At 60.1% G+C, this 23,473-nt stretch carries 17 protein-coding genes; 1 reads left to right on the forward strand and 16 read right to left on the reverse strand.

Annotation, left to right across the window (positions count from 1 at the left end; all coding sequences use genetic code 11):
* Positions 1-2: 2 nt before the first annotated feature.
* The gene (locus K419_RS0102760) at positions 3-860 is read right to left on the reverse strand and encodes a radical SAM protein (protein WP_026840228.1); all 858 of its coding nucleotides are present in this window, start codon (positions 858-860) and stop codon (positions 3-5) included.
* 591 nt (positions 861-1,451) lie between these two features.
* Between K419_RS0102760 and draG the strand changes: the two genes are divergently transcribed.
* On the forward strand, positions 1,452-2,357 hold the full coding sequence (gene draG, locus K419_RS0102765) for an ADP-ribosyl-[dinitrogen reductase] hydrolase (protein ID WP_026840229.1): 906 nt from the start codon (positions 1,452-1,454) through the stop codon (positions 2,355-2,357).
* A 76-nt stretch (positions 2,358-2,433) separates the two neighbouring features.
* Here draG and K419_RS0102770 read toward each other — a convergent pair whose 3' ends face one another.
* From K419_RS0102770 to K419_RS0102845, 15 genes are all read right to left on the reverse strand, one after another.
* A complete protein-coding gene (locus K419_RS0102770) occupies positions 2,434-3,222 on the reverse strand; it encodes an NAD(+)--dinitrogen-reductase ADP-D-ribosyltransferase (protein WP_026840230.1) in 789 nt (262 codons plus the stop codon).
* 132 nt (positions 3,223-3,354) lie between these two features.
* Entirely contained in the window at positions 3,355-3,684 is a 330-nt protein-coding gene (locus K419_RS0102775; protein ID WP_026840231.1) for a NifB/NifX family molybdenum-iron cluster-binding protein, read from the reverse strand.
* Between the two features lie 166 nt (positions 3,685-3,850).
* Positions 3,851-4,114 (reverse strand): ferredoxin III, nif-specific, encoded by a 264-nt coding sequence (gene fdxB / locus K419_RS0102780; protein ID WP_026840232.1) that lies wholly within the window; start codon positions 4,112-4,114, stop codon positions 3,851-3,853.
* A 109-nt stretch (positions 4,115-4,223) separates the two neighbouring features.
* The gene (gene nifX, locus K419_RS0102785; protein WP_026840233.1) at positions 4,224-4,613 is read right to left on the reverse strand and encodes a nitrogen fixation protein NifX; all 390 of its coding nucleotides are present in this window, start codon (positions 4,611-4,613) and stop codon (positions 4,224-4,226) included.
* Between the two features lie 127 nt (positions 4,614-4,740).
* Positions 4,741-7,497, reverse strand: coding sequence for a bifunctional nitrogenase iron-molybdenum cofactor biosynthesis protein NifEN (locus K419_RS0102790; protein WP_026840234.1), 2,757 nt, complete (start codon positions 7,495-7,497; stop codon positions 4,741-4,743).
* Positions 7,498-7,648: 151 nt separating this feature from the next.
* The gene (gene nifK / locus K419_RS0102795; protein WP_026840235.1) at positions 7,649-9,112 is read right to left on the reverse strand and encodes a nitrogenase molybdenum-iron protein subunit beta; all 1,464 of its coding nucleotides are present in this window, start codon (positions 9,110-9,112) and stop codon (positions 7,649-7,651) included.
* Between the two features lie 132 nt (positions 9,113-9,244).
* Positions 9,245-10,687, reverse strand: a complete 1,443-nt coding sequence (nifD, locus tag K419_RS0102805) for a nitrogenase molybdenum-iron protein alpha chain (RefSeq protein ID WP_026840236.1) — start codon at positions 10,685-10,687, stop codon at positions 9,245-9,247.
* A gap of 123 nt (positions 10,688-10,810) precedes the next feature.
* The gene (gene nifH / locus K419_RS0102810) at positions 10,811-11,680 is read right to left on the reverse strand and encodes a nitrogenase iron protein (RefSeq protein ID WP_026840237.1); all 870 of its coding nucleotides are present in this window, start codon (positions 11,678-11,680) and stop codon (positions 10,811-10,813) included.
* A 373-nt stretch (positions 11,681-12,053) separates the two neighbouring features.
* On the reverse strand, positions 12,054-13,202 hold the full coding sequence (nifV, locus tag K419_RS0102815) for a homocitrate synthase (protein ID WP_026840238.1): 1,149 nt from the start codon (positions 13,200-13,202) through the stop codon (positions 12,054-12,056).
* 340 nt (positions 13,203-13,542) lie between these two features.
* A complete protein-coding gene (locus tag K419_RS0102820; RefSeq protein WP_026840239.1) occupies positions 13,543-14,331 on the reverse strand; it encodes a DUF1499 domain-containing protein in 789 nt (262 codons plus the stop codon).
* A gap of 33 nt (positions 14,332-14,364) precedes the next feature.
* Positions 14,365-15,372, reverse strand: a complete 1,008-nt coding sequence (locus K419_RS0102825) for a methyltransferase (protein WP_026840240.1) — start codon at positions 15,370-15,372, stop codon at positions 14,365-14,367.
* A 416-nt stretch (positions 15,373-15,788) separates the two neighbouring features.
* A complete protein-coding gene (locus K419_RS0102830) occupies positions 15,789-17,267 on the reverse strand; it encodes an ammonia-forming cytochrome c nitrite reductase subunit c552 (RefSeq protein ID WP_026840241.1) in 1,479 nt (492 codons plus the stop codon).
* 143 nt (positions 17,268-17,410) lie between these two features.
* The gene (locus tag K419_RS0102835; protein WP_026840242.1) at positions 17,411-20,965 is read right to left on the reverse strand and encodes a PAS domain S-box protein; all 3,555 of its coding nucleotides are present in this window, start codon (positions 20,963-20,965) and stop codon (positions 17,411-17,413) included.
* 92 nt (positions 20,966-21,057) lie between these two features.
* Entirely contained in the window at positions 21,058-21,960 is a 903-nt protein-coding gene (locus tag K419_RS0102840; protein WP_026840243.1) for a sensor domain-containing diguanylate cyclase, read from the reverse strand.
* 145 nt (positions 21,961-22,105) lie between these two features.
* The gene (locus K419_RS0102845) at positions 22,106-23,422 is read right to left on the reverse strand and encodes a hypothetical protein (RefSeq protein ID WP_156912169.1); all 1,317 of its coding nucleotides are present in this window, start codon (positions 23,420-23,422) and stop codon (positions 22,106-22,108) included.
* Positions 23,423-23,473 lie beyond the last annotated feature (51 nt).

Genomic DNA, 23,473 nt, shown 5'->3' on the forward strand with positions numbered 1-23,473 from the left:
TGCTACGCCGCCGGAGCTATCGCGAGCTGCAGGTTTTCGCCGATCAGCCCCACCGCGTCGGCACGGCACTGCTTGCAGTGCTTGAACTGCCCGATGGTCTTCTCGTTGGCCTGGCGCAGCACATCCAGCCGTTCTGCTGAAGGAGGCGCGATGTGGGCGAAGTCCGCCTGCGGAATAAGCGGCATGATGTTCATCACGAAGGCCCCAAGTTCCTTAACCTTCTTCGAGATGAGCGGGATCTGCTCGTCGTTCACGCCGGGTATCAGCACCGTGTTTATCTTGATGGTCAGCCCCAGTTCCGCCGCATGGCGGATCCCTTCCAACTGGTTACGAACCAGGATCTCCGCCCCCTCCTCGCCTGTGTATTTCGTCCCCTTATAGAAGACGTGGGAGTAGATCTTGCCGCCGACCTTCGGGTCCAACGCGTTGAGAGTGACGGTGAGGCTGTGCAGTCCGATCTCCTTAAGCACTGGCATCTTGTCGGGGAGCAGCAAGCCGTTGGTGCTCAGACACTTGATCAACTGCGGAAACTCCCGATCCACGTAACGAAAGGTGTCGAAGGTCTCTTCGTTGAAGAGCGGATCCCCCGGCCCGGCAATGCCGATGACCTTGATGATGGGGCCGGTGATGGGGCTTGCCATCACCTCCCTCACCCTGACGATCGCCTCGTCCGGCGTGAGCAGGCGGCTCGTGACGCCCGGGCGCGATTCGTTGGCGCAGTCGTGACGCCGGGTGCAATAGCCGCATTTGATGTTGCACTTGGGCGCCACCGCGAGGTGCATTCGCCCGTTTTTATGGTGGTTGCCGCCAAAGCAGGGATGCCCCTGGATCTTCTTCATCTTCTCGCACGAGGTTGCCATGTCATCCTCCTTGATCCTTGCTTCAGGCCGCGCCTGAAAACGAAAAATGCCCGGCGGGATATCTGCTATCCGCGCCGGGCATCGTTGCCGTTTATGTTAGATACGTCGTTGTACCTGTTCTGCCTAATGAGCATTTAGCATGCCAGCTTCCGGTGCGGATAACGTTTACAGGTGGGACCTGGGGGGGGCGGGAGGTGATGAAAGCAGCTTTTATCTTTCCACATTTGCCTTGCAACACTGCACATTAGCAGGGCTTCGTCCATTGACGGCAGGCATTCATCTTTACCGCAGAATGTTCCCGCTCGATTGACACCCCGGATGATTTACCACACCGCGCCTAGTGTTTCATTAGCTGCAGAGTTGCCTCGCACTTGCAGCATCAGACTATTTTTTGTGCATTGCCCACAGCGGCGACAGTGCAACCAAGGGCAAATCCCCCCTGCCCCCCCTCCCAAAGGGGGGACGCGAGTGTTCGTGCAGCGCCTTTGTGGGCAAGGTTCCCACGGTTCCTCCCAATTATCAGAAGAAGGGTTGTTCATAGGTCTAATCAAAAACCATGAGTACCGGATTGCTTATTGCACCAGTCGGCGCATGTCCAGCCACTCCTACCATAGCGACCTTCTCTCCCACGCCAGGGGAGCCTTCATCGGCCTTGCGGTCGGCGACGCGCTGGGGGCTCCCGTGGAGTTCATGACGCGGGGGGAAATCAAGGAGAAGTACGGCGTCTTGAAGGAGATGGTGGGAGGGGGATGGCTGAGGCTGAAACCCGGAGAGGTCACCGACGACACCGAGATGTCGCTCTGCTTGGCGCGCGCCATAGTCAAGGCGCGAGGTTGGGACAGGAAGCAAGCAGCCGACAACCTGGCGGGATGGCTCAAGTCGAAGCCGATAGACGTGGGCGACACCTGCCGGCGCGGCATCAGGAACTACATGCTGCACGGCACGGTCGAAACCCCGCCCAACGAATGGGACGGCGGCAACGGCGCCGTGATGAGGACCCTCCCCATCGGCCTCTATACCGCTGGCGACGCCGCGCTTTTGGAAGCCTGCAGCCTGGAGCAAGCCCACCTCACCCACAACCATCCCCTGTCCGACGCCGCCACCATCTACCTGGGGCGCCTGCTGCACCTGGCGCTGGCAGGAAGTTCCATGCACCGTCTGCGACGCGAGGCCGGGCACCTGATAGAGAAGTACCCGAACTTCAGCTTCGATCCCTACAAGGGGCTCGCCACCGGTTACGTGGTCGATACCATGCAGACCGTCTTGTACTGCTTTTTCAGGTCGCGATCTTTTGAGGGGTGCGTGGTGGACACGGTGAACCAGGGAGGTGACGCGGATACCACCGGCGCCATAGCCGGAGCCTTGGCAGGCGCCTATTACGGCGAGGACGCTATACCAGTCAGGTGGCGCAAAAAACTTTCCAAGGAGGTGCTGACCGAGATAATCGAACTTTCGGAGGCGCTGGTAAAGCTCTCGCCTCAGTTCCGGCGCAGTTGACCCTGCGGCTTAGTTTACCCGCGGCTCGGTTTTCTTTGCGTCTTTGCGTCTTTGCGTCTTGGCGTGAGCCGCAGTTTCAGATGGTGCAGAGCAGTCGCTTCACCCGGAATTCCCCCCCTATCACCAGGCACTCCCCCTCCCCCTTCAGGATGGAATTGGGCAGCAGTTCGCTGAAAAAAAAGATCTTCTCCAGAGGAACCTGCGCCTCCCAGACGATGAAGCCGAACTCCCAGGCGCGTTCCTCATCGGTGGTGAAGGAGTTCAAGTTGTTGAGGCGCACGATCTCCTCGCGTTTCGAGATGGTCTCAAGTTTGTCGTGCTCCGAACGCTCAAACGTGCCGCGATACAGCGTGAGGTGGCGGCGGTCGGGGTACCTCTTGGCGAGTTCGTACTGGGAGTACTCGTAGAGGAGATCGAGCTGGGAGTTGATGGCAGAGGTGCGCGCGCTCCCCTTGGTGCGGTCCACCGCGTACTGCAGGTAATTCTCGTCGTGGATCCCCGCGATGCGCACGTTATGAAAGGTGGGCGGAAGGCCCATCCTGCTTTCCACCCACCCCTTCAGTACTGCCCCCTCAACCGAGTTGGAATCCATCATCCACCCCCTGAGAAAGCGCAGGTAGCTGTTTTTCAGGCTCTTGCGCGCCGTTGCGCTCTCCTGCTGCCACTGATGCAGTTGGAACTTAACCGACATGTAGTCGTTGAAGAGCGCGGCACGTTCTTCAGGCGCGGCTATGGTATCCAGCTTGTTGAAGAGGAAGCGGTTGACGGCCCGCACCCCCTGGATTTCCAACGACTGCGGGTTGTCGTTGAAATGCCGGGAAGCGATGACCCAGGGGGGAAGGTTGCAGTGGTTGAATGACACCATTAAAAATCAGATAAAGATAAAGATAAAGATAGAGATTGAGAAGAACCTAAAACCTGGTTTTTTCAATCTTAATCTTTATCTTCATCTGCCTCTCAGGGTTTTCTTTAGCTTTATCTTTATCCTCTATCTGCTTTACAAAGCCCTGGCCAGGTCGCGCAGGACAGGTTCGATTTCGCCTTCCACCACGTACGGTTCCACGCCCAGGCGCTCCAGTTCCGCCTTCGGGGCCTCCCCGATCATAGAGCAAACCACGGCGCGGCAACCCTTGAGGGCTTCGGCGGTGTCCCTCAACGTGTGAGCCCGCAGCGGGTGATCCGGGTCGAAGCGGCAATACTTCTCCACCGGGCGCTCCTCCAGCAGGGCGACCGAATCGCCCTCCACCTGGTAAATGAGGAAGCGCTCGACGTGGCCGAAGTGCTGGTTTATTTCTTTGCCATCCTTTGAGGCAACGGCGAAAAGCATAGAACCTCCAAAAACCAGATAAAGATAGAGATAAAGATTGAGTAGAACCTAAACACCAGATTGAGATCAAGATTGAGATTAAGTGAAAACCCTGGAATCGAGTGAAGAAGCTTGGCTTGGGAAGAACAAGGTTTGCTTAATCTCAATCTTTATCTTTATCTGCCTTTTAAGCTAGGACCGGTGCGAAGGTGAAGCACTTCTTGGAGCAGGTCCTGCCGCAGGCCTGGCAGCCGATGCAATTGCCGGGATTATCGACTTTCATGAACATCTTGGCGGAATCGTCCTCGTCCACCTCCTCGAAGGTCAGCACGTCGTGCGCGCAGACCTTGAAACAGCGGCCGCAGCCGATGCAGGTTTCTTCATCGATGGAGGTTATGAACTGCGGGGTCCACTCTTTCTTTTCCTTGGTCAGACCGGTGATGTAAGCCATGATACGTCTCCTTTAATATCGACGATTTTGCAGCCTTTTATTGATCTTGCACCTGAACCTTCGTCGGATGCGGCCCGGACTCTTTGGTAACGAGTCACTCCTCCCCTTGCTAATCCTCGTCCAGAAACGACGTAGCCACGTCCTTGTTCATAGCCTTGCGCAGCCAGGGGGGCGGGTTGCCTCGCAGCACTTCCTGCATCCGTTCGATGGACTCTTTCAGCCCGACTTCCACGTTGGTCTTCATCGGATGGATGCGCTTGGCAACCAGCTTGGCCGCGGCCGGCCCGCCGATCTGCATGGTATAGACGATGGCGCAGTCGGCCAGGAGGCTGGCCCGGGCAGCTATGCGGTCCTCCTCGTCGCTGCCATGCTCGCCGACGGTGAGGGTCTGAACGTAATGCGCCTCCTCGGGCCCCACCTCCCAGATGTGAAAGGAATCAGCCTGCCCGAAATGCATGTCGATGGTATCTCCCGTCTTGGTGGTAAAAGCGATCTTCATACTCTCTCCTTGAAAAGCGAGATAAAGATAAAGATAGAGATAAAGAAGAATCAGTAGCCTAGGTTTTAGCCTTTATCTCAGTCTTAATCTCAATCTGCCTCTGCTTAATCTGCCTTTTCTATGTTTCTCAGTTGTGCGCCAGCTTCTGCGCTTCCTTGGCGTTGGCCTGGAATATGTTTGCCACCTCGAAGACCAGGTTCAGCGTCCCCTGATAGCCGACCCACATCTTTTGGTGCGCACCGAGCCGGTCGAAAACCGGCATTCCGGTTCTCAGGTGCGCGTTGATCCCGAGTTTCTTTGCGGCTTGGCGCCCGTTGGAGTTGGCGACCAGAAGGTCGGCTCCCACCGCCGCCTGTTCCAGGTCCTCCAGGTCCCCGACAAACACGTTTTCAGGCGGCAACCTATCCAAGCCGCGCGTCCTCGTGGCAGCAATGGCGACCTGTATCTCGCACCCAAGGCCGGCAAGGAAGTTCGTCATTCCCTTGAGATGGTCCGCCTCCAGCGCCAGCGCCACCTTCTTCTGCCCGAACTGGTAGTGACTGTCGACCATGGCGTCCATGAGGCGGCTTCTCCAGCGCCGGAATTTCTCCGGTATCGGGCGCCCGGACAAGGCCGAGAGCGTGGTCATCAAAAGGTCCGTCTCTTTGAGTCCGGTGATAGAGGTGAAGCCGTAACTCGGGATGCCGAACTTCTCCTGGAGTACCCCGGCCGCGTCCGCGAGCGAATCGCCGAAATATAGCGTCGCCTCGCTCCGTCCCGCAGCCTTGATCCGCTCGATGGCGGTGCCCCCTACGGAGAGCGCCGACACGGTCGCATCGATGTGCCCGTCCAGCGCGTTGGAGATGTCGGGCACCACCACTGGATCCAGCCCGAACGCCTCGCAGATTTCTGCGATTTCCTCGATCTCGGCAGGAGTTAGCTGGCAACCAGGAAGGATATTTACCTGTCCAGGTATCCCGATGCCACCTTCCGGCACCGTCGCCAAGATGGCCTCGACCGCAGCGGCGTAACCCTCTTGCATCGAACCGCAGTAATCCGGGGTCGAGGCGTGGATTACGGGAATCGAGTCGTGCTCCGGATGCGCCTCGCGGAACTTGACGATGGCGCTCCTGACGTCGTCCCCCATGGTCTCGGTGAGCCCGGTGGTCATCACCCCCACCACCTCAGGCTTGAACTTCTCCATAACCCGGTTCAGGCCGATCCTCAGGTTGTCCCAGCCGCCGAAGATAGCGGCCTCTTCGCTCATGCTGGTTGAGTTGAGCGCGATCGATTCCTTGAAATGCCGTGAGAGCTGCAGCCTGATGAAGGTGGAACATCCCTGGGCGCCGTGCAAAAGCCCCAGCATCCCGTCGATGCCGAGATAAGCGAGCGTCGCCCCCAGCGCTGGCGAGTTCTTCTGCGGGTTTACCGTGGCGTTCTTGGTAGGCACCTTGACCCGCGAGGCCTTGATCTCCTCGGCGGCGAAGCGTGCGGCGTGCCCGGCTGTGTAGGCCAGGTCCGCTTTTTGGGCCTCGGCATCTTTCTCCCACGGCGCCTTTTCGTTCAGGACCGGCCAGATCGGGTTATTCACCGTGAGGTCTAGCTGTTTGGCAAAGGTGACCATCCCGGCGTAACCCGCGTAAGGGTGCGAGCGTCCGTGGTTAATGTCCAGAAACGGCGTCTTTGTCTTCAGCGCCAGGAACTTGGTCTTCCCCCCCGCGACGATCAGGTCGGGGAGCTTTTCGTACATGACCGAAAGAAGGCCGGCCGTACTGGTGTCCGCGATGATGGAGGCATCCTCGTGCATCAACGCCTTCATGCGGTAGAAGTCTTCCAACGTGGAATTCTGAGTTCCGGCGGCGAGAATCTCCACCCCCAGCTCCGCCAGCGCGTTCACCATGGACCAGGTTTTCACCCCCCCGGTAAAAAGCACCGCCTTCTTCCCGGAGAGCCTCTCCCGGTAGGGAGTAAGCTCCGCGCGACAAGCCTCCTCGCACTCGGCGATCAGCTTTTCCACCCGGTCCTGCATCACCCCCTTCTCCAGGCCGTTCACCCGGTCGTCCAACTCCCGCGCTATGTCCCGCAGCGCCTTGGCGACATCGGTCATGCCGTAGAAGGATTCCTCCAGGTACGGTATGCCGTACACCTTCTGCATTTTCTTGGCGAGGTTGGTGAGGCTTTTGGAGCAGACGATGATGTTCAGCTTGGCGCGATGCGCGTAGCGCAGCTCCTCGAACTTGGCGTCGCCGCTGATGCAGGAGAGGACGCGGATCCCGAGCCGGTCGAAGAGCGGCAGCATCCCCCAGAGGTCGCCGGCGATGTTGTACTCGCCGATCAGGTTGATGTCGTAATCCGTCGTGTATTCCGGCTCCGCCGTACCGATCACGTATTTGAAGAGGGTCTCGCCGGCCAGGCGGTTGCCGATGTTCTTGTCGCCGATGAAGCCCGGCGTGTTCACCGGGATCACCGGGACGCTCACCTTGTCCTGTGCCGCTTTGCAGACCGCCTCGATGTCGTCGCCGGTCATTGAGGTAACGCACGTGGCGTAGACGAAGATCGCCTTTGCCTCCGGGTAGCGTGCCGCCAGTTCCTGGATGGCGCGGTAGAGCTTCTTTTCGCCGCCGAAGATCACGTCGTTTTGCAACATCTCCGTAGTGAAGCCGCGGCGGTAGATCTGGGAATCCGAGGAGCGTGCCCCGCGGTTGTCCCAGGAGTTTCCGGCGCAGGCGATGGGGCCGTGCACCAGGTGGATGACGTCGGTAATGGGCATGAGGACCACGCGGGCGCCGTCGTAGGCGCAGCTTCGTTCCGTTCCCTCGCCCGGTTCCGACTTTTTGCAGAACTTAGGAGCCCCGGCATCGTGAGTGTCGCAATCAGTTGTGTCGTACCAGTCTGGCTTCGCCATTGGAGCCTCCTTTTAAAACCATTAGCAAGGAGAACATCTGAGGACTTCTGAGGAAAGACAAAGACTTGAGTTTTAAACCTTCTTGTGCTTCTCTCCTTGCCTTTGCTTACTCAGGTTTCCTCTCAATCTCCTTGCTAATGGTTTTGGGTTTTTATCTCATCATCTCGAAGTGCCGGTCCTCGCAGGTCTCGTCTCGTATCTCGATGAACTTGTTGCAGATGGCGGTCAGCATGTTGATGGCGCCCTGGTAGCCGATGAGGGGCGAACGGTGCAGGTTGACGCGGTCGAAGACCGGGAAGCCGAACCGGAAGAGCGGGATGCCTGCGTCGCGCGCCGCGAACTTGCCGTGGGTGTCGCCGATCATCGCGTCGACCGGGTCGGTCATCAGCAGACTCCTCATGTGCCAGAGGTCCTTGCCCATGTAGATATTGCACCCCTTGCCGTCTGGGGAACTGTCAAGAAGCGCCTGGAGCTCTTTCTCGACCTTTTTGTTCCCCTTGCTGCAAAGGATGTGGTACGGCTTGGCACCCATCTCCAGTAGGAAGGAGACATACCCGATCAGGTAGTCCGGGTCGCCGTAAAGGGCGAACTTCTTGCCGTGAATGTACTGGTGCGCGTCGGTCATGGCGTCGACGGCGTAGCCGCGTTCGGCCTTGAGGGACGCGGGTACCGGCTTGCCGAAGAGTTCGGAGAGCTTCAAAAGCAGCGCGTCGGTCTTGGCAACGCCGAACGGGGTCGGCAGCGAGACGTGGGTCCCGGAGTAGTTGTCCTTGATCCAGGTAAAGGTCTTGGCGCTGGAAAAAGGCGCCACGGTCAGAGTGGCCTTGCCGTTGATGGAGTCAGCCGCGTCTTCGAGCTTGGTGCCGCCCGGATAGGGGCGGTAGGTGCCGTCCAGGGGCGAATCGAAGGTGTCGGAGATATCGGCCAAAAGCGTGTAGGGGATGCCGAATTCCTTCAGGATCCTCTTGTACTCCCGGTAGTTCCCGGTGTTGCAGTCAAAGCCCGGGATCAAGTTCAACTTACCGGTGCAGCGCCCCTCGACTTTCTTCCCCTCGGTCAGCGACTGCAGGATGGAGAGAAGCATGGCGTCGTAGCCGTGAACGTGCGAGCCGTTGAAGCTCGGGGTGTTGGCGTAGGGGAGCGGGTAGTCCTGCGGCACGATCCCCTTGTTTCTCGCGTTCTTGATGAACGCGGTCAGGTCGTCGCCGATGACCTCCGGCATGCAGGAGGTGAAGACCGCCATCATCTTGGGCTTATAGATGGTGTAGGCGTTCTCCAGGGCCTCGTGCAGGTTGTTCTGCCCACCGAACACCGCGCCGTCCTCGGTCATGGAGTCGGACACTGCCGGAGCCGGCTCGCGGAAGTGGCGGTTGAAGGTGGAGCGGTAGTACGAGGCGCACCCTTGCGATCCGTGCACGAAGGGGAGCGTCCCCTCGAAGCCGTGCGCGGCGAGTTCCGCGCCCAGCGGTTGGCAGGCGTGCGGCGGGTTGATCACCAGCGCCTGGCGGGCGAAGTTCTTCTCCTTGTACTCCTCGGTATTGATCCACGCGGAAACCCGTTTCACTTCCTCTTCGGGAATCTCGGTGACGTATTTCACGGCAGCTTCTGCAGTCATAGTAGTGCTCCTTAAAATCGAGATTAAGATTGAGATTAAGATTGAGATTAAGATTGAGAAGAAGCTGAAACAGATACTGCCAACTCCCTTACTGACTTTACTTAATCTTTATCTCAATCTTTATCTGGTTCACTAAAAGGGCGCCTTCACCAGCTTCCAGGTCGGGCTGTTGACGGCCATGTCGACGTCGCGGGCGAAGATCGGGAAGCCGTTATAGGCGTGGTACGGACCGGAGTAGTCCCAACTGTGCATCTGGCGGAACGGGATGCCCATCTTCTGGAACAGGTACTTCTCCTTGATGCCTGAGCCGATCAGGTCGGGACGGAGCTCATCCACGAACTGCTCCAGCTCGTGCTCGGACGCGTCGTCGTAGATCACGGTCGCCTCAGGCATCTCCACGGAGGTTCTTTCGTAGTCGTCGCCATGGGCGAACTCGTAACCGGAACCGACCACGGTCATGCCGAGGTCTGCGTAGGCGTTAACGGTGTGACGGGGGCGCAGGCCGCCGACGTAGAGCATCACCTTCTTTCCTTCCAGGCGCGGGCGGTACTCGTCGATTACCGCCTGCATGATCGGGTCGTACTTGGCGATCGCCTTTTCCACCTTCTCCTTGATGTTGTCATCGAAGTACTCGGCGATCTTCCTCAGGCTCTCGCGGATCTTGGTCGGACCGAAGAAGTTGAACTCCAGCCAGGGGATGCCGTACTTCTCTTCCATGACGCGGCACATGTAGTTCATGGAACGGTAGCAGTGGATCAGGTTCAGCTTGACCTTGTGCGTCGCGGCGATCTTTTCCAGTTCGCCGTCGCCGGTCCATACCGCCTTGACGTTCAACCCTATTTCTTCAAGCAGAGGTTTAACGCTCCAGACGTCGCCGCCGATGTTGTAGTCGCCGATGAGGGCGATGTCGTACGGGGTCTCCGGCTCGGCGAATTCGCGGGTGCCGATAATGTGGTCGCGGATGGTGTCGTTGGAGATGTGGTGGCCAAGGGACTGGGACACGCCGCGGAACCCCTCGCAGTTGCAAGGGATGACCGGGATCTCCAGTTCCTGCGAGGCAACCTTCGCCACGGAGTTGATGTCGTCGCCGATGAGACCGACCGGGCATTCGGAAAGGACCGAGATCCCTTTGGCCAGCGGGAAAAGGTCGTGCGCCTCGGCCAGCAGGGTCTTCAACTTCTTGTCGCCGCCGTAGACGATGTCCTTTTCCTGGAAGTCGGAGGTGAACTGCATGGCGAACTGGCTGACGCCGTTCACGCCGGTGACCAGGTTGCGGCGGGTCCCCCAGGAGTACCAGCCGCAACCGACCGGACCGTGGGAGACGTGCACCATGTCCCGGATCGGGCCCCAGACCACCCCTTTGGCCCCTGCGTAGGCGCAGCCGCGGGCGCTCATGATGCCGGGGACGGTCTTGCGGTTGCTCTTCACGCAAGCCCCTTCCCCCTCGTTGGGGGCCAAGTGCGGCGCCCTCTTCTTCTTGGCCTTCTCCGGATAGATCTCCAGGGCGTGGTCGATCATCGCCTGGGTAGATTCCTTGGTGATTCCTTCTACCTTCTTTATTGGTGCCTCAGACATATAAGTCTCCTTATTGGTACCGGCCGCCGCTTCGCCTTCCTCCTGATGCCGCGATTGCTCCCCCCTTCGAGAAGGGGGGCAGGGGGGGATTTGGTCTAAGGCTTCATCCGGTAATAGGTCAGATTAAACCACTGCCGCCTCGGCCACGCCCACGATCGACTCGTCCTCGGCCTCCATGATGCCGAACTCCATCAGCAGGTCTTCCAGCTCTTCCATCTCCAGCGGGGTCGGGACCACCAGCATCTTGTTGTCGGCGATCTTCTGGGCCAGGGAGCGGTATTCGTTGGCCTGCGGGTGCTCGGGGGAATACTCGATGACGGTCATCCTGCGCAGTTCGGCGCGCTGCACCTGGTTGTCGCGGGGAACGAAGTGGATCATCTGGGTGCCGAGCTTCTTGGCCAGCGCGTCGATAAGCTCGTACTCCTTGTCCGTCTTCCTCGCGTTGCAGATGAGGCCGGCCAGCCTGACCTTGCCGGAGGAGGCGTACTTCAGGATCCCCTTGGCGATGTTGTTGGCGGCGTACATAGCCATCATCTCGCCGGAGCAGACGATGTAGATCTCCTCGGCCTTCCCTTCGCGGATCGGCATGGCGAAACCGCCGCAGACGACGTCGCCCAGAACGTCGTAAAAGACGAAGTCGAGGTCGGGTGTGTAGGCGCCGTTTTCCTCCAGGAAGTTGATGGCGGTGATGACGCCGCGGCCGGCACAGCCGACGCCCGGCTCCGGTCCGCCGGACTCGACGCATTTCACATCGCCGTAACCTACCTTCATGACGTCCTCAAGCTCCAGGTCCTCTACCGTGCCCAGCTCGCGGACCAGGTCCATAACGGTCGACTGCGCCTTGGCGTGCAGGATGAGACGGGTGGAGTCGGCCTTGGGGTCGCAGCCTACGATCATGACCTTCTTGCCGATGGAGGCGAGGCCTGCCACGGTGTTCTGGGTAGTGGTGGATTTGCCGATGCCGCCCTTGCCGTAAATCGCGATCTGTCTCATTGTTCCTCTCCTTTTTGCCCCACTGACCGCTTCCGCCCTCAGGCAGAACCGCTTGGTCGCCGTTGCCGGCCTGTCCGGCAATCCTGGCACCTGGCATGATCCCTCAAGGGTAGACTGCGGTGCGGGGCCCGTTTGGTTTGCGGGGCCCAAATAAAAAAGGCGCTCCGTTACTGCTAACGTGGGCGCCTTTGCCATACTGCCGGGTGATGGGGGTACATCGGTGTATCCCCGTATTCGGTTTTGTCTTTCTCTTAGCAGCTTGCGTGCCAACTTTCAAGCTGCCGTTATTGCATCATTTTAGCTTTCAGTGGCAATGAATGGCGGCTTGACCTCCAACCATCTGCCTATTTTTCTGCCTAAGTTTTATGCAACGTCAGGCAGCGAGCGAAGCCCCTTTTCCCTGGTGCAGCTTGACCAGGTCCATCGGCGCCAGGGGCCCCTTGATGCGCTGCGCCGTGCTCCTCACCTTGTCCATCAGTCCCTGCGCCTCTTCCCTGGAAATGGGGATGCCGATCTGGCGGTAGCTTTCCACGATCCCGTTGGTCCCGGAATGCTTTCCCGCTACGATGTGCCTTTTCAGCCCCACCTCCTCGGGGGTGAACCCCTCGTAGTTGGTCGGGTCCTTCAGCACGCCGTCGGCATGCAGCCCCGACTCGTGGGAGAAGACCCGCTCGCCCACAACAGCCTTCCAGGGAGGAACCTCGCGGTTGGAGGCGCGCCCCACCAGCCGGGACACCGATTGAAAGCGCCTGGTGTCGATGCCGACGTCGATGCCGCAGGCAACCTTCAGCGCCATGACCACCTCTTCCAATGCCGCATTGCCAGCCCGTTCGCCGAGGCCGTTGACCGTGGTGCTGACGTAGGAAGCCCCTCCCCTCACCCCGGCCAGGGCGTTCGCCGTGGCAAGCCCCAGGTCGTTGTGGGTGTGCACCTCGATGTCGAGTCCTGGGACCGCGCCCTTCAGGCGCCTTACCATTTCGAACATCGCGAAGGGATCGAGGATGCCGAGCGTGTCGCAGAAACGGAAGCGGTCGGCGCCGTTTGCTTGGGCGATCTGCATCAGCTGGATCAGGAAGTCGCTGTCGGCGCGGCTGGCGTCCTCGCCCCCGACGCAGACGTAGAGCCCCTTCTCCTTGGCAAAGCATAGCGCCCGCTTCAGCTGTTCCTTCACGAAATCCCTGCTCTTGTTGATCTTGTGTTCGATCATGATGTCCGAGACGCTGAGCGAGATATCCACGGCTTTTATGCCGCAGGCGATGCTTGCCTCGATGTCTTGAACCAGCGCGCGGTTCCAGGTGATGAGCCGGGCCGAAAGGCCCAACGCCACCAGTGCCCGGATCGAGTCGCGCTCCTCCTCGCCCATGGCGGGTATGCCGCATTCCAGTTCGTGGACGCCCATGGCGTCCAAGTGCCTGGCGATGGAGATCTTTTCCTTTGCGGTAAAGACCACCCCTGCCGTCTGTTCGCCGTCTCGCAGCGTGGTGTCGCCGATGAAAACCTGGGCCTTGTTAACTCCAGCCATCTCGCCCTCCTCAGGAGCTTTCGCCCCGTCAAGCGTGCCGGGCGCCGTTGCCCTGATGCAGCTTGGTTAGCAGAAGCTGTGCCATGAGCGGCCCAGGTTCAGGTATACACACCTGGACCGGGAGCTAACTCTGCGAAGCTGCGTGGGCTTTTTTTCTGGGGAGCTTGAGAGGGTGGCGAAGAGGATTGCTGCGCCGATCTGGCTACAGGCTCAGCAGCAGCTTAATTTAACGGCAGAAGCCGCAATTAAAAAGGTAAGCAGAGTACAGAGTGAAAAGGGGACCGGCTACTTTTTGATTTCAAAAAGTAGCCGGTCCCCCTTTTTTATGCACGGTAGCGAACTACGGTTTCACTTCTCCTGGAACCACCTTCGACAGGTAGGCGCGGATCCTTTTCGCATTGGTGCCGACGTCGCTTATGCCTTCTCTTGAGACGGAGCGTACGTCCAGCAGGGAACGATTCCCCGCGGGCTGGATCCGGATGACGATGTCATCCTTGAAGCCGAACCACTTGGTGGTGTCGGTCGCCTCTATCTTCCCCTCGGCAGGAAGTTCCGCCACGATGTCCCAACCCATGTCGCGCGTCGCCAGTAGCGCAACCTTGTACGCTTCCACCTGAGGATAAGGAAGCACCACTGTCTTCAAATCTGGATAGGCCTTTTGCTGCATTGCCGCCACAGCCGCGCCAGGGTAACGGACCCCGGCGTGGCGCGCCGAACTGATGGCGACGAAGGCGGGAGGATGCTGGAGGTCGGTGGAGATGTCATGGATGCGGGGATAAGCCTGCGCCTGCGTCTTCCAGTACAGCGGGATGCCGAAAGCAGCCAGCGCCAGCAGCAAGGCGAGCAGTGAAAGGAGAATCCCCTTGGCATGCCGCTTCCGGATCGAGATGAGCCCGGATACCAGCGCCAGCAACGCGCAGCCAAGACCGATATAGCCGGCTGCCTTGATCAGGGCGAAGCCGGTCCTGAAGTGCCAGAGATGGACCCGGGAGCCGAGCCCGGAGCTCAAGAGCAGGATAACGGCGACAACGGCGCAAGCTGCCGCGAAAAGCGGAAACACCAACCAGGTGCTGCGGTCGGAATGATTTGGAGAATGCATCTGGTCCTTCGAGTGCCCCTGGTATTCCATAGAAACCTCCCCCGTTGCAAACAGCCCCAGCCCCTAGCCCCTGCTTTTTGTCCCTGCAATAATCCCGGCTCCGTTGGGAAGCTGGATCGGCAGGCGATGCACTTCTTTCGCACCCGCACTCTGCAGCATTCTGACGATCTCAGCCTCGCTGTACGACTGCCCCTCGGGGGTGCCAAGCAGCATGTTCAAGGAGAAGAGCGCGGGGAAGACGGGAGCGTCCCTCGTGTCGTCCAGGATGAACTCCTGGACCAGGACCAGCCCGCCCGGCTCCAAAGCGGTCACCGCCTTCTTCAGCAGGCTCTCGCAAGCGGCAGGGCCTATGCCGTGCAGCACGTGCGACAGCCACGCCACGTCGAACCCCTCAGGGAGCTCTTCCTTTTCGAAATCTACGTCGATGAATCCGATCCGGTCCGAAAGTTCGAAGTGCGCCACCGTCTTTTCCGCGAAGCTGCGGGTGGTCGGCAGATCGCAAATAACGGCATCGAGATCGGGGTTCTGCTTACAGAAATAGATGGCGTAGGTCCCCGGCCCGCCCCCGATGTCGAGGAGGCGGCGGCGCCCGGAAAGATCGATCTGCGGCACCACCCGCGGCGCGAGCTGCATGGCCAGGTTGAACATCCCCATCAGGAAGCTTTCCCGCGACGACTCGACGTCCTCGTGCGAGACCCTCTCGCGGACCGGCTCGCCCGTGCGCACGGCCTGGTCCAGGTTGGCCCAGCTCGCCATCAGGTGATGGTGGTGCATGATGATGTGCCCAAGATATTCGTGGGAATTGCGGGACAGATAGGTGGCGGCGAAGGGGGTGGCAGCGAAATTCTCACCCTGTTTTTCCAGCAGCCCCAACGCCACCAGCGCGTGCAGCAGCATGGAGATGCCTCGTTCGTCGCTCTTTACTCTGGCAGCTACTGTTTCGGCAGGGAGCGGACCTTTGTCGAGCTGGCTGAAGACGTCGAGCTTGACGCCGGCATGCAGAGCGCAGGTGCTCCAGTAACCTCCAGACAACTCTAGAAGCTCGGGAATGGTCCAGTTCTTTTTTTCCACGTAGCCCTCCATGAAGATCGTTAATTTGCCGCTCGCAAGTCTATCGGGCTGCGGCTACTCAGTCAAGGCGGTTGAATAAGGAACACTTAAGCATAGCGGTCGAAATAGCTAGATATAGATCACAGTTACAAGTCACAGCGCATGCTCGATTAACTGCGTCGAGTATCTGCCGATGCCATAGACAGAGTCGGGACCCCAACGCTTAAAAATCAATCTGAATGTCTCCCTAGAAGATACTTGCGGTCGACGACGAATCCTTCTCGCGGTTCCTGTTTCGTCCGTAGCTGGGGGGACATGGCTAGGGGGACAGGCACCTTCGGAGCCAGTCCCCCCGCCAATTCCAAGGAGGGGGACGCCTGAAACGAAAGATGCCTTCGCGGGAGCGTTCCGCGAAGGCATCTTAAGCTTCGGAGCACCTATTTCACGATGGGCGCCTTGATCTCATGTTCCGGTCGGAACGGCAGATGCTTCGTACCGCGGTTGCCGGTGTACTTGGGAAGCTCAAGGTCGACCTGTTCCGGTACCCGCTCCCCCGCCTTTGCCAGCATCTGGCGCAGGTGCATGTCGGCGGTGGCCGCGTGGCGCGCGGCGTCGTCCAGGACCCGCAGCCCCTCTTTGGGGTTATGGAAGCCGGTGGAGTTCTCGGCGCCTACGAAGATAAGGCGGTAAAAGGCCTGCTCGTAATTCTCCCTGGCTATGCCGTAGACCTCGTTGTCGATCTGCTTGCCTGCCGCTTTCGCCTTGTTGGCCATCTCGAAAAGCTTGGCGTCGGCTGCGACAGCATACCCGGTTTTCAGGTAGCTGCCGATAAAGCGGTCCTGCATCGCGATCACCTTGGCGCGCAACTCCGGCGCTTTCTCCTCGTGGCAACCGGCGCACTGCGTCATCTCACCCTTTAGCGGGCTCATGATCCTGTGGTCGGTCAGGCTCTCGTGGCTGACGGTCATCATCGGCATATGGCAGTCGGCGCAGGTAACGCCAGCGGACCAGTGGGGGCTGTTGTTGGAGTAAAACTCGTATTCGGGGTGCCGTAAAAAGGCGAGCTTGAAGCCGGTTACCGCCTGGGTCCACTCCAGGTGCGAAGGGGAACTCTTGATGTCCTTGATGATGTTCTCGATCGGTATCCCCCCTTCCCTGCTCCCCGCCCAGGGAAACACCACGTCCGTCGAATGCATATCCTTGTCCTTGGGGATCATGTAGGTAACGTGGCACTGGGCGCAGACAAGCGTCCTCTTCTGCTCCCTATTGAGTTTGGCCGGGTCCACCCCGATCTTCCTGAGCGCCTTGCCCAGCGTGAACTCGCGTGAAATTCTCAGCTCCATGCCGCGGTTGTCGTGGCAGTCGATGCAGGCCACCCCGAGCGTCTGGTTCTGTTTGGGAAGCCTCGCCAGCACTTCCTTGTAAGGGGTCGCGAAGTAGGCTCTCCCCATCTCCTTTTGCAGCTTCGGCGCGTAGGGGGTTTTGCAGGTGAGGCAGGCGCCCCCGGCCTTGAGCCTGCCGGGATCCACCTCAAGCTGGTCTTGCACCATGTAGTAATGCCCGCGCGGCTCGTTGTATTCCGCGCCGAACCCCCATCCGCTGTACAAAAGCGCGAGGAATGGGTACTCGTCCAGCTTGTCGCGCCGCTCTTCTCCTACGTCGTACCCGCGTTTGTACTTGCTCAGGCCTGCCGGAGTCGGCTCGCTGGTGAGCTTCCACTGCTGATAGTGCACCGGGTAGAGCCTCCCCCAATGAGCCGGGTCGATGGCGGCATCGGCCGGATCCATAGGCTCGTCTGCCATCTCCGCCGGCGGCCTCGATTCAGCTTTGTTGTGGGTACAGCCGCTCCAGAGCGCCGTCGCTGCCAAAAGGACCAAAACCGCGCAACCGCATCGCTTCGCATAGGTGAGACGCATGTCGATACCCCCTTTTCCGTTGGCGTTTGTTCCCGCAGAGCCTGCAGGCTCCGGCAGGACTTTTCGAGTCTACCATCTGTTTAATCCAAGGGAATTCCCTGCGGGATTTTTAAGGCAAGGAAAGCGAACAAAGAGAGTGCTTGCTACTGGCCGTTTTGCTGCCCCTCGGGGGATTTGGAACCCTTATTCGACAGCGCCTGACTCAACACGGCTCGCAGCGCGGCGAGCGTATAAGGCTTCTGAACGAATCCCTCAAGCCCTTTGCCGAGGAATTTGCGGGTTACCTCCTGCTCGCTGAAACCGCTGGAGAGGATCACTCTCACCTCCGCGTCCATCTTGCGCAGTTCGTGGAAGGCCTCTTCGCCGCTTAGGTTGGGCATGTTCAGATCCATCAGGACAAGGGCTATCCCCTCCCCGTGCCTGCGGTACAACTCCAGCGCCTGCCTTCCGTCCGCCGCAGAGATGACCACAAAGCCCAGTTCGTGCAGCATCGCGCTCGCCACGTCGCGCACGCTTTCCTCGTCGTCGACCAGGAGCACGGTACCCGCCCCCCTCCAATGCTCTGCCATGTTGACTGCGGCGGTGGGGAGCACTGCTGCCTCAGTGGCGGGGAGCAGGATCTTGAAGCTGCTGCCCTTACCCGGCTCGCTGTAGACCTTGATGACTCCCTTGTGCCCGCGCACGATGCCGAGTATGGCCGCCATGCCGAGCCCGCGCCCGGTGAACTTGGTGGTGAAAAAAGGTTCGAAGATCCTGTCAACGGTCTCCGTGGACATGCCGCAGCCGTTGTCGGTCACCTCGAGATAGACATAACGCCCCTCGAGGAGGTGCTCGTCCAGCCAATTTTCGGCAAGGTAGTGGCTGTCGCATATCAGGGAGCCGGTCGCTATGGTGATTTCCCCGCTCTTCTCCCCTATTGCCTCCGACGCGTTGATGGCGAGGTTCATGATGATCTGCCGGATCTGGGTCGGGTCGGCGACGATCCCCGGCAACTCCTCGGCCAGGTGGAAACGGAGCACGGCCTTCTTACTGAGCGACACCTCCAGCATGGAGGTCATCTCGCGAACCACCCGGTTCAGGTCCAGCGCCTCCAGGACGAAGCGCCCCTTGCCGGAGTAGGCCAGCATCTGGCGCGCCAGGTCGGCGGCCTTCTCGGAGGCCTTCTCGATCTGCAGCAGGTGCTGCTTAAGGGGCGAGCCCTGATCAACGCGCTGCAGGGCGAGGCTCGTGTTCCCCATGATGGCTAGGAGGATGTTGTTGAAGTCGTGCGCTATGCCGCCGGCCAAAACGCCGAGGCTCTCCAGCTTTTGCACGTGCAGCATCTGCTGCTCGCTTCTGTGGCGCTTCTCTTCGGCAGACTTGAGATCGGTCATGTCGGTGATGGTGGCGACCAGTTCGGCCGGCTTGCCGTCGGGGCCGACCAGCCTGCGTCCGGTCAGGTACCCCCAGAACACGGTGCCGTCCTTGCGCTGGTAGTGCCTCTCGTAATGAGCCGACTCCAGCTCGCCGGTCAGAAGCAGCCGGAGTGATGTCCCGGCCAACCGACGCTGCTCCGGCGCGACGTGGCTGCAGTAATCGGAGCCGATCAGTTCCTCCATAGGCATACCGAACATCTCTGCCATGTGCTGGTTGGCGTAGATCACCGCTCCTGCGGGGTCGACCTGGATCACGCCTGCCTGGATCACGTCGAAGATGATCTGCAGCTTCCCCTCGTTCTCCCGCAAAGCGGCCACGGCCTGCTGCTGTTCGAGCCTCGCCTTCAAGACCGGCGCGATCTGCGCCCCTATCCCCTGCAGCATCTGCAGGTCCTCTTCCGTGTAGTCGCCGGGGCGGTTGGCGACCATCAAAAGCGCGCTCGGCTTACCCTGGTAGACCAGGGGGGCCATGAGAAGGCGCTCTACCTCGAAGTGCCAGACGGGCAGGTTCTGCGGATGGTTAGAGTAGCGCGCTTCGCCGCTGCGCAGCGTCACCCCCCAGAACGTCTCCCCCCAACGTGCCTCCGAAATGACGACGTGGGTGGCCTTCGGGCCGCCGCTGTCGACCGATACAGCCGACAATACCAGGGCTCCGGCATCGTCCAGATAGCCGACCAGGCCCTGGGGGCTATCCATAACCTCGAGCAGCGCCACCAGGAGTTCCTGGTACATCTGCTGCTCTTCGCTGCTGGTCAAAAAAGCCTGTGAGATTCGGTTCAGCGACACGTTGAAGCGCTCGGACCGGCGCAGTATCTGCACGGTTTCCTTGCGTTCGGTGACGTCGCGCACGCTGCAAAGTACGGCGCTTTCCCCGCGGTAATCTATGACGCGGCTGTCGATCTCCACCGAGATCACCCCGCCCTCCTTCAGACGGTGCTCGGATTCCAGGAACCCTTCGCGGTGCTGCGCGATCAGGCGCAGACGCTCCGGGAACGCATCGGCATACCGCGGGCCGACCAGATCGCCGAAGCTCATTGCCAGAATTTCCTCGCGGCTGAAGCCGCGGGTACGCCAGGCGGCGTCGTTTACCTCCAGGATCTTACCGTCAAGGCTTACCACGAAGACGGAATCGCTGACGCAGTTCAGAAGTTCCGCGCGGATGGCCAGTTCCTGCTCCGCGATTTTCCGGTCGGTGACGTCCCGGTTGGATACGCGGCGCCCCAGGAAATTCCCGTTGGAAAAGACGGGGCGGCAGGCGTGATGGATCCAGCGGACAGCGCCGCTTTTGGTGGCGATGCGGAACTCGATGGAGTCCGGAGGCGACCCCGCCACGCCCTGTTCAAGGTGATTTGCGAATGCTTCACTGTCATCAGGATGAACCAGGCGCTGCGCCAGTTCGCTGTCGTCCATGAATTCCTGGGCGCTATAACCGGTAATATCTAAGCAGGAGGGAGAGACGTAGCGCATCTCCCCTTGCTGGTCTTTCCAGTACTCCCAATCCTGGGTCCAGTCGCAAACGGTGCGGAACTTTTCTTCACCGGCGCGCAGTTCCTCCTCGTAATCGTGCCGGCGCCGCACCGATGCCAGGATCCCCCCGCTTCCCACAGCCCAGAGCAAAAAGTAAGCGGCCGAGAATGTCTTCCTGGTCTGGCTGTCGGCCTTGAAATACCCCTCAAGCGGTATGGAGATGACGATGCCGCCCAGCAGATCACCTTTTTTGTACCCTTGGCCGATATGGCATTTGAGGCAGGACTCATCGGCAATGAAGGCGGAGATGAAACGCAGGTAGGGCTTGCCGTTGATGTCGGTGGTATGGGAACGTTCCACCACGCTCCCCTGTTCGAACTGCATCAGGGACTCGCGCTCCCAGGCATCAGGCGCGTTCTGGGGGTTAAGCGGCTTCAGGCTCACTATCCGGTTGATGATGGGAGTGTCGGTTGCTTTGGCGATGCCGTCGAAGACCATGCGGGTCATGTAGGCAGGATTGACCAGGGTGAGGTGGATGCCGTCGGTGGTGGCGACGTCGCGCTGCGGCACCTTGAGGTAGGGGTTCGGGGCGACCTTTTCCTTGAAGGTGTAGACTCCTCCCACCGACGATCCCCAGGCCCGGTAGGCCATGTTCAGACGGAAGTAGTCGCGGGCCTCGTTTTCCGCCTCCTTCAGCGAGTCCTGATGGTGCAAGAACATGTTGGTCCCGGCAAGAAGTGCAATAAAAACAGTCCAGGCAGCCAGCGGCAGCACTGCCCTCCTTAAATACACCTGCCAGTCCAAAGCGCTTTTCATGGCACAAGCCTCGGGCGGTAAGTAAAGCAAAGGTCGAAGCGGCCGGCCAGGGAGCCAGCTCTTTGTCTGCGACGCTTAGCCTGGTCGGGACGTCAGCCGATGGTAAGACGGTTTTTGCCGGCGCCCTTGCTTTGGTACATGAGGAGGTCGGCGCGCTGCAGCAAAGACTGAAGCGTGTCTTCCGGAAGCGCCATGGTAGCGCCGATGGAGATGGTTACCCTGAGCCTCTCCTCCCCTACCAGCAGGAAGGACTTCTCCACCAGCTTGCGCAGGCGCTGGCCCATGTGCTTCAGATTGGCGGCGGTGACGTTGCGCACGATCCCTACGAATTCCTCCCCTCCCCAGCGACCGTAGAGGTCGAAGGGACGGGAGTTGGCGCTCAGGGTTCCACCCACGAAGCTGAGCACGCGGTCTCCGGTTTCGTGGCCGTAGTCGTCGTTCACCCTTTTGAAATCGTCGAGATCCATGAACAGGACCCCGAAAGGGATGTCGTAGCGGCTCATCTCTTCGAGGCGCGCTTCGAGCTCACGCTCCAGGTAGCGGCGGTTGGCGAGCTGGGTCAGTTCGTCCAGAAGCGCAAGCTTCTCCAGTTCCAGCAGTCGCAGTTCATTCGCTGCCTTGTTGCTGCTGTCCGAGAACATCTCCACGCCGCCGATTACCTCCCCCTTGTCGTCGGTCAGGGGGACCACCCGCACCGAAACCGGGATCCGGTGCCCGTTTTTGTGGTGCAGGAAGAGTTCGGCATCGTGGACCATCCCGGAATCGATGGTCGCGGCAAGCGGACAGGAACTGTTGCAGAGGTTTTGCCCTATGTCGTCGACATGGCAAAGGATGTTGTCGGCACAGCGCTTCGAGATGACCTCTTCGGAGGTGAATCCTGATAAGCGCTCGGCTGCGCGGTTCCAAAAGACTACCTTGCGGTCGCGATCCACGATGTAGAGCCCGTCACGCAGATCGTCGATAATCTTCTTGTAGGACTGCTTGCTAAGGTACACGAACCGGCTCCTTGGCTGATGACGCGAAATTAAAGAGGATTCGCCAACTGGCTAATGAGTATAGTGCGCCTGCTGTAGGATGTCAAAATCCCTGAAAATATTCCTGGGTTCCCAATCCCCCTTTCTCCTTTCTCGAACAAAACGATCATTTGCTGCCGACTTTTCTCATAGCGGCAAGGTAATTGGCGGTAAAGATGTAATCGTCGCGGTAGTCTATTCGCCCGTCCCCGTTCAGGTCGCGCCTCTTGATCGCCGCTTCCCCTTTGGCAGGTTTCAGGTAGGACTCGAAATCGGCCTCGGTGACCTTCCCGGAGCCGTCGAGGTCCACGTCCGCGGCCGGCGCCAACGCGAGAGGGCATTGCCGAATACCGTCAAGGAGCATTACCACCAGCGCGCTCTCGGCACCGGGATCAGGTTTCACCTCCAAGAGCCAGCCATCCTGCCCGGCCCGGAAAGAGACAGCCTGGCACCCTTGGAAGGCGAAGTTGGGCGCCTTGTCGCCGTTGCCCGGGATGGTCAGGGCAAGGACGGAGCCCGGGGTGCTGATCCCAACCGCCGGTTCCTGGCGAAAGCACTGGTTCATCCCCGGGGCGAAGAGCGAGATGAAGCCGGCGGCGCTCCTTTGCCCGGTGTAGGTGCGGAAGTGCTCCAGCACGCTCGCCGCCTCTATGGGCGCAGCGGTAGCAGGATCTGCCGCGGGCACGTTATCCGGCGGAACGGTTTCCGCCGGAGCTTTTTCAGCCGGGGGACGACTGACAGTCGGCGTCTGCTTTATCTCGGCTGGCGCGAGCGGCGCATCCCCCTCCTGGGTGGCGCCGCCGGGGGTTACTCCTCCACCCGGCAAGGCAGGCGCTTCGCCTGCGGGAAGCGAGACGCTCCCGCCGAGAATCCTTGCGCCGGCTCGCACCGGGGTCGCCACCGGTTCGGCAACTGCGTCTAACTCGCCGCCAGGGGGGGCGGAATCCGCGACCGGGGCGGTCGCAGCGGCCGGGGCGGCAGCGGGTGGCTGCACCGTGTCGGTACTGCTTCCGGCATAAAGGAGCACCGCCTGTTTCGACCCAAGCGTGTCGATGATGCTCCCCCTCGCGCTGATTTGCCCGATGTCGCCCCCTTGCCTATCGAAGAAGAGGGTGGCGATCGGGCCGTTGCCGTTGATGGCGGGGGCCCCGATGATCGAAACCAACAAGGTGCCGGCATCGTTGCGGTTGAGCGCGGTGACGGCGCCCCTGGCGAGCGGTCCCTGGGTCAGGCGCGGGTTGGTAAGCCTCGCGCTGTCATAGCTGATGGTGAGGTCGACGCCTGCGACGCTGGTGAAACCGGTCCCCTGCAGCACGAAGGAGCCGCTGCCGGCAGGGATCAGCGAGAGTACCGGCGCGGCGGATGTCCGCTGCGGCAGCAAGAGCGGAAGGCAAAACAAGAGGGAGCCGAGGAGGACTCCCCGTAGCGAATAGCGCTGGCACATGAGGACCTCGCGGAATAGATAGATGTTGTGCCGCCGGAAGATAAGGCCAGG

Origin of the sequence: Citrifermentans bremense R1 (genome assembly GCF_000426865.1) — a bacterium.
In the GTDB taxonomy this organism is placed as follows: Bacteria; Desulfobacterota; Desulfuromonadia; order Geobacterales; family Geobacteraceae; genus Geomonas; species Geomonas bremensis.

What these genes read in the sequence shown, in the direction of transcription:
- K419_RS0102760 (WP_026840228.1), bottom strand. Translation starts at nt 860, where the DNA reads ATGGCAACCTCGTGCGAGAAGATGAAGAAGATCCAGGGGCATCCCTGC.
- draG (WP_026840229.1), top strand. Translation starts at nt 1,452, where the DNA reads ATGTCCAGCCACTCCTACCATAGCGACCTTCTCTCCCACGCCAGGGGA.
- K419_RS0102770 (WP_026840230.1), bottom strand. Translation starts at nt 3,222, where the DNA reads ATGGTGTCATTCAACCACTGCAACCTTCCCCCCTGGGTCATCGCTTCC.
- K419_RS0102775 (WP_026840231.1), bottom strand. Translation starts at nt 3,684, where the DNA reads ATGCTTTTCGCCGTTGCCTCAAAGGATGGCAAAGAAATAAACCAGCAC.
- fdxB (WP_026840232.1), bottom strand. Translation starts at nt 4,114, where the DNA reads ATGGCTTACATCACCGGTCTGACCAAGGAAAAGAAAGAGTGGACCCCG.
- nifX (WP_026840233.1), bottom strand. Translation starts at nt 4,613, where the DNA reads ATGAAGATCGCTTTTACCACCAAGACGGGAGATACCATCGACATGCAT.
- K419_RS0102790 (WP_026840234.1), bottom strand. Translation starts at nt 7,497, where the DNA reads ATGGCGAAGCCAGACTGGTACGACACAACTGATTGCGACACTCACGAT.
- nifK (WP_026840235.1), bottom strand. Translation starts at nt 9,112, where the DNA reads ATGACTGCAGAAGCTGCCGTGAAATACGTCACCGAGATTCCCGAAGAG.
- nifD (WP_026840236.1), bottom strand. Translation starts at nt 10,687, where the DNA reads ATGTCTGAGGCACCAATAAAGAAGGTAGAAGGAATCACCAAGGAATCT.
- nifH (WP_026840237.1), bottom strand. Translation starts at nt 11,680, where the DNA reads ATGAGACAGATCGCGATTTACGGCAAGGGCGGCATCGGCAAATCCACC.
- nifV (WP_026840238.1), bottom strand. Translation starts at nt 13,202, where the DNA reads ATGGCTGGAGTTAACAAGGCCCAGGTTTTCATCGGCGACACCACGCTG.
- K419_RS0102820 (WP_026840239.1), bottom strand. Translation starts at nt 14,331, where the DNA reads ATGGAATACCAGGGGCACTCGAAGGACCAGATGCATTCTCCAAATCAT.
- K419_RS0102830 (WP_026840241.1), bottom strand. Translation starts at nt 17,267, where the DNA reads ATGCGTCTCACCTATGCGAAGCGATGCGGTTGCGCGGTTTTGGTCCTT.
- K419_RS0102835 (WP_026840242.1), bottom strand. Translation starts at nt 20,965, where the DNA reads ATGAAAAGCGCTTTGGACTGGCAGGTGTATTTAAGGAGGGCAGTGCTG.
- K419_RS0102845 (WP_156912169.1), bottom strand. Translation starts at nt 23,422, where the DNA reads ATGTGCCAGCGCTATTCGCTACGGGGAGTCCTCCTCGGCTCCCTCTTG.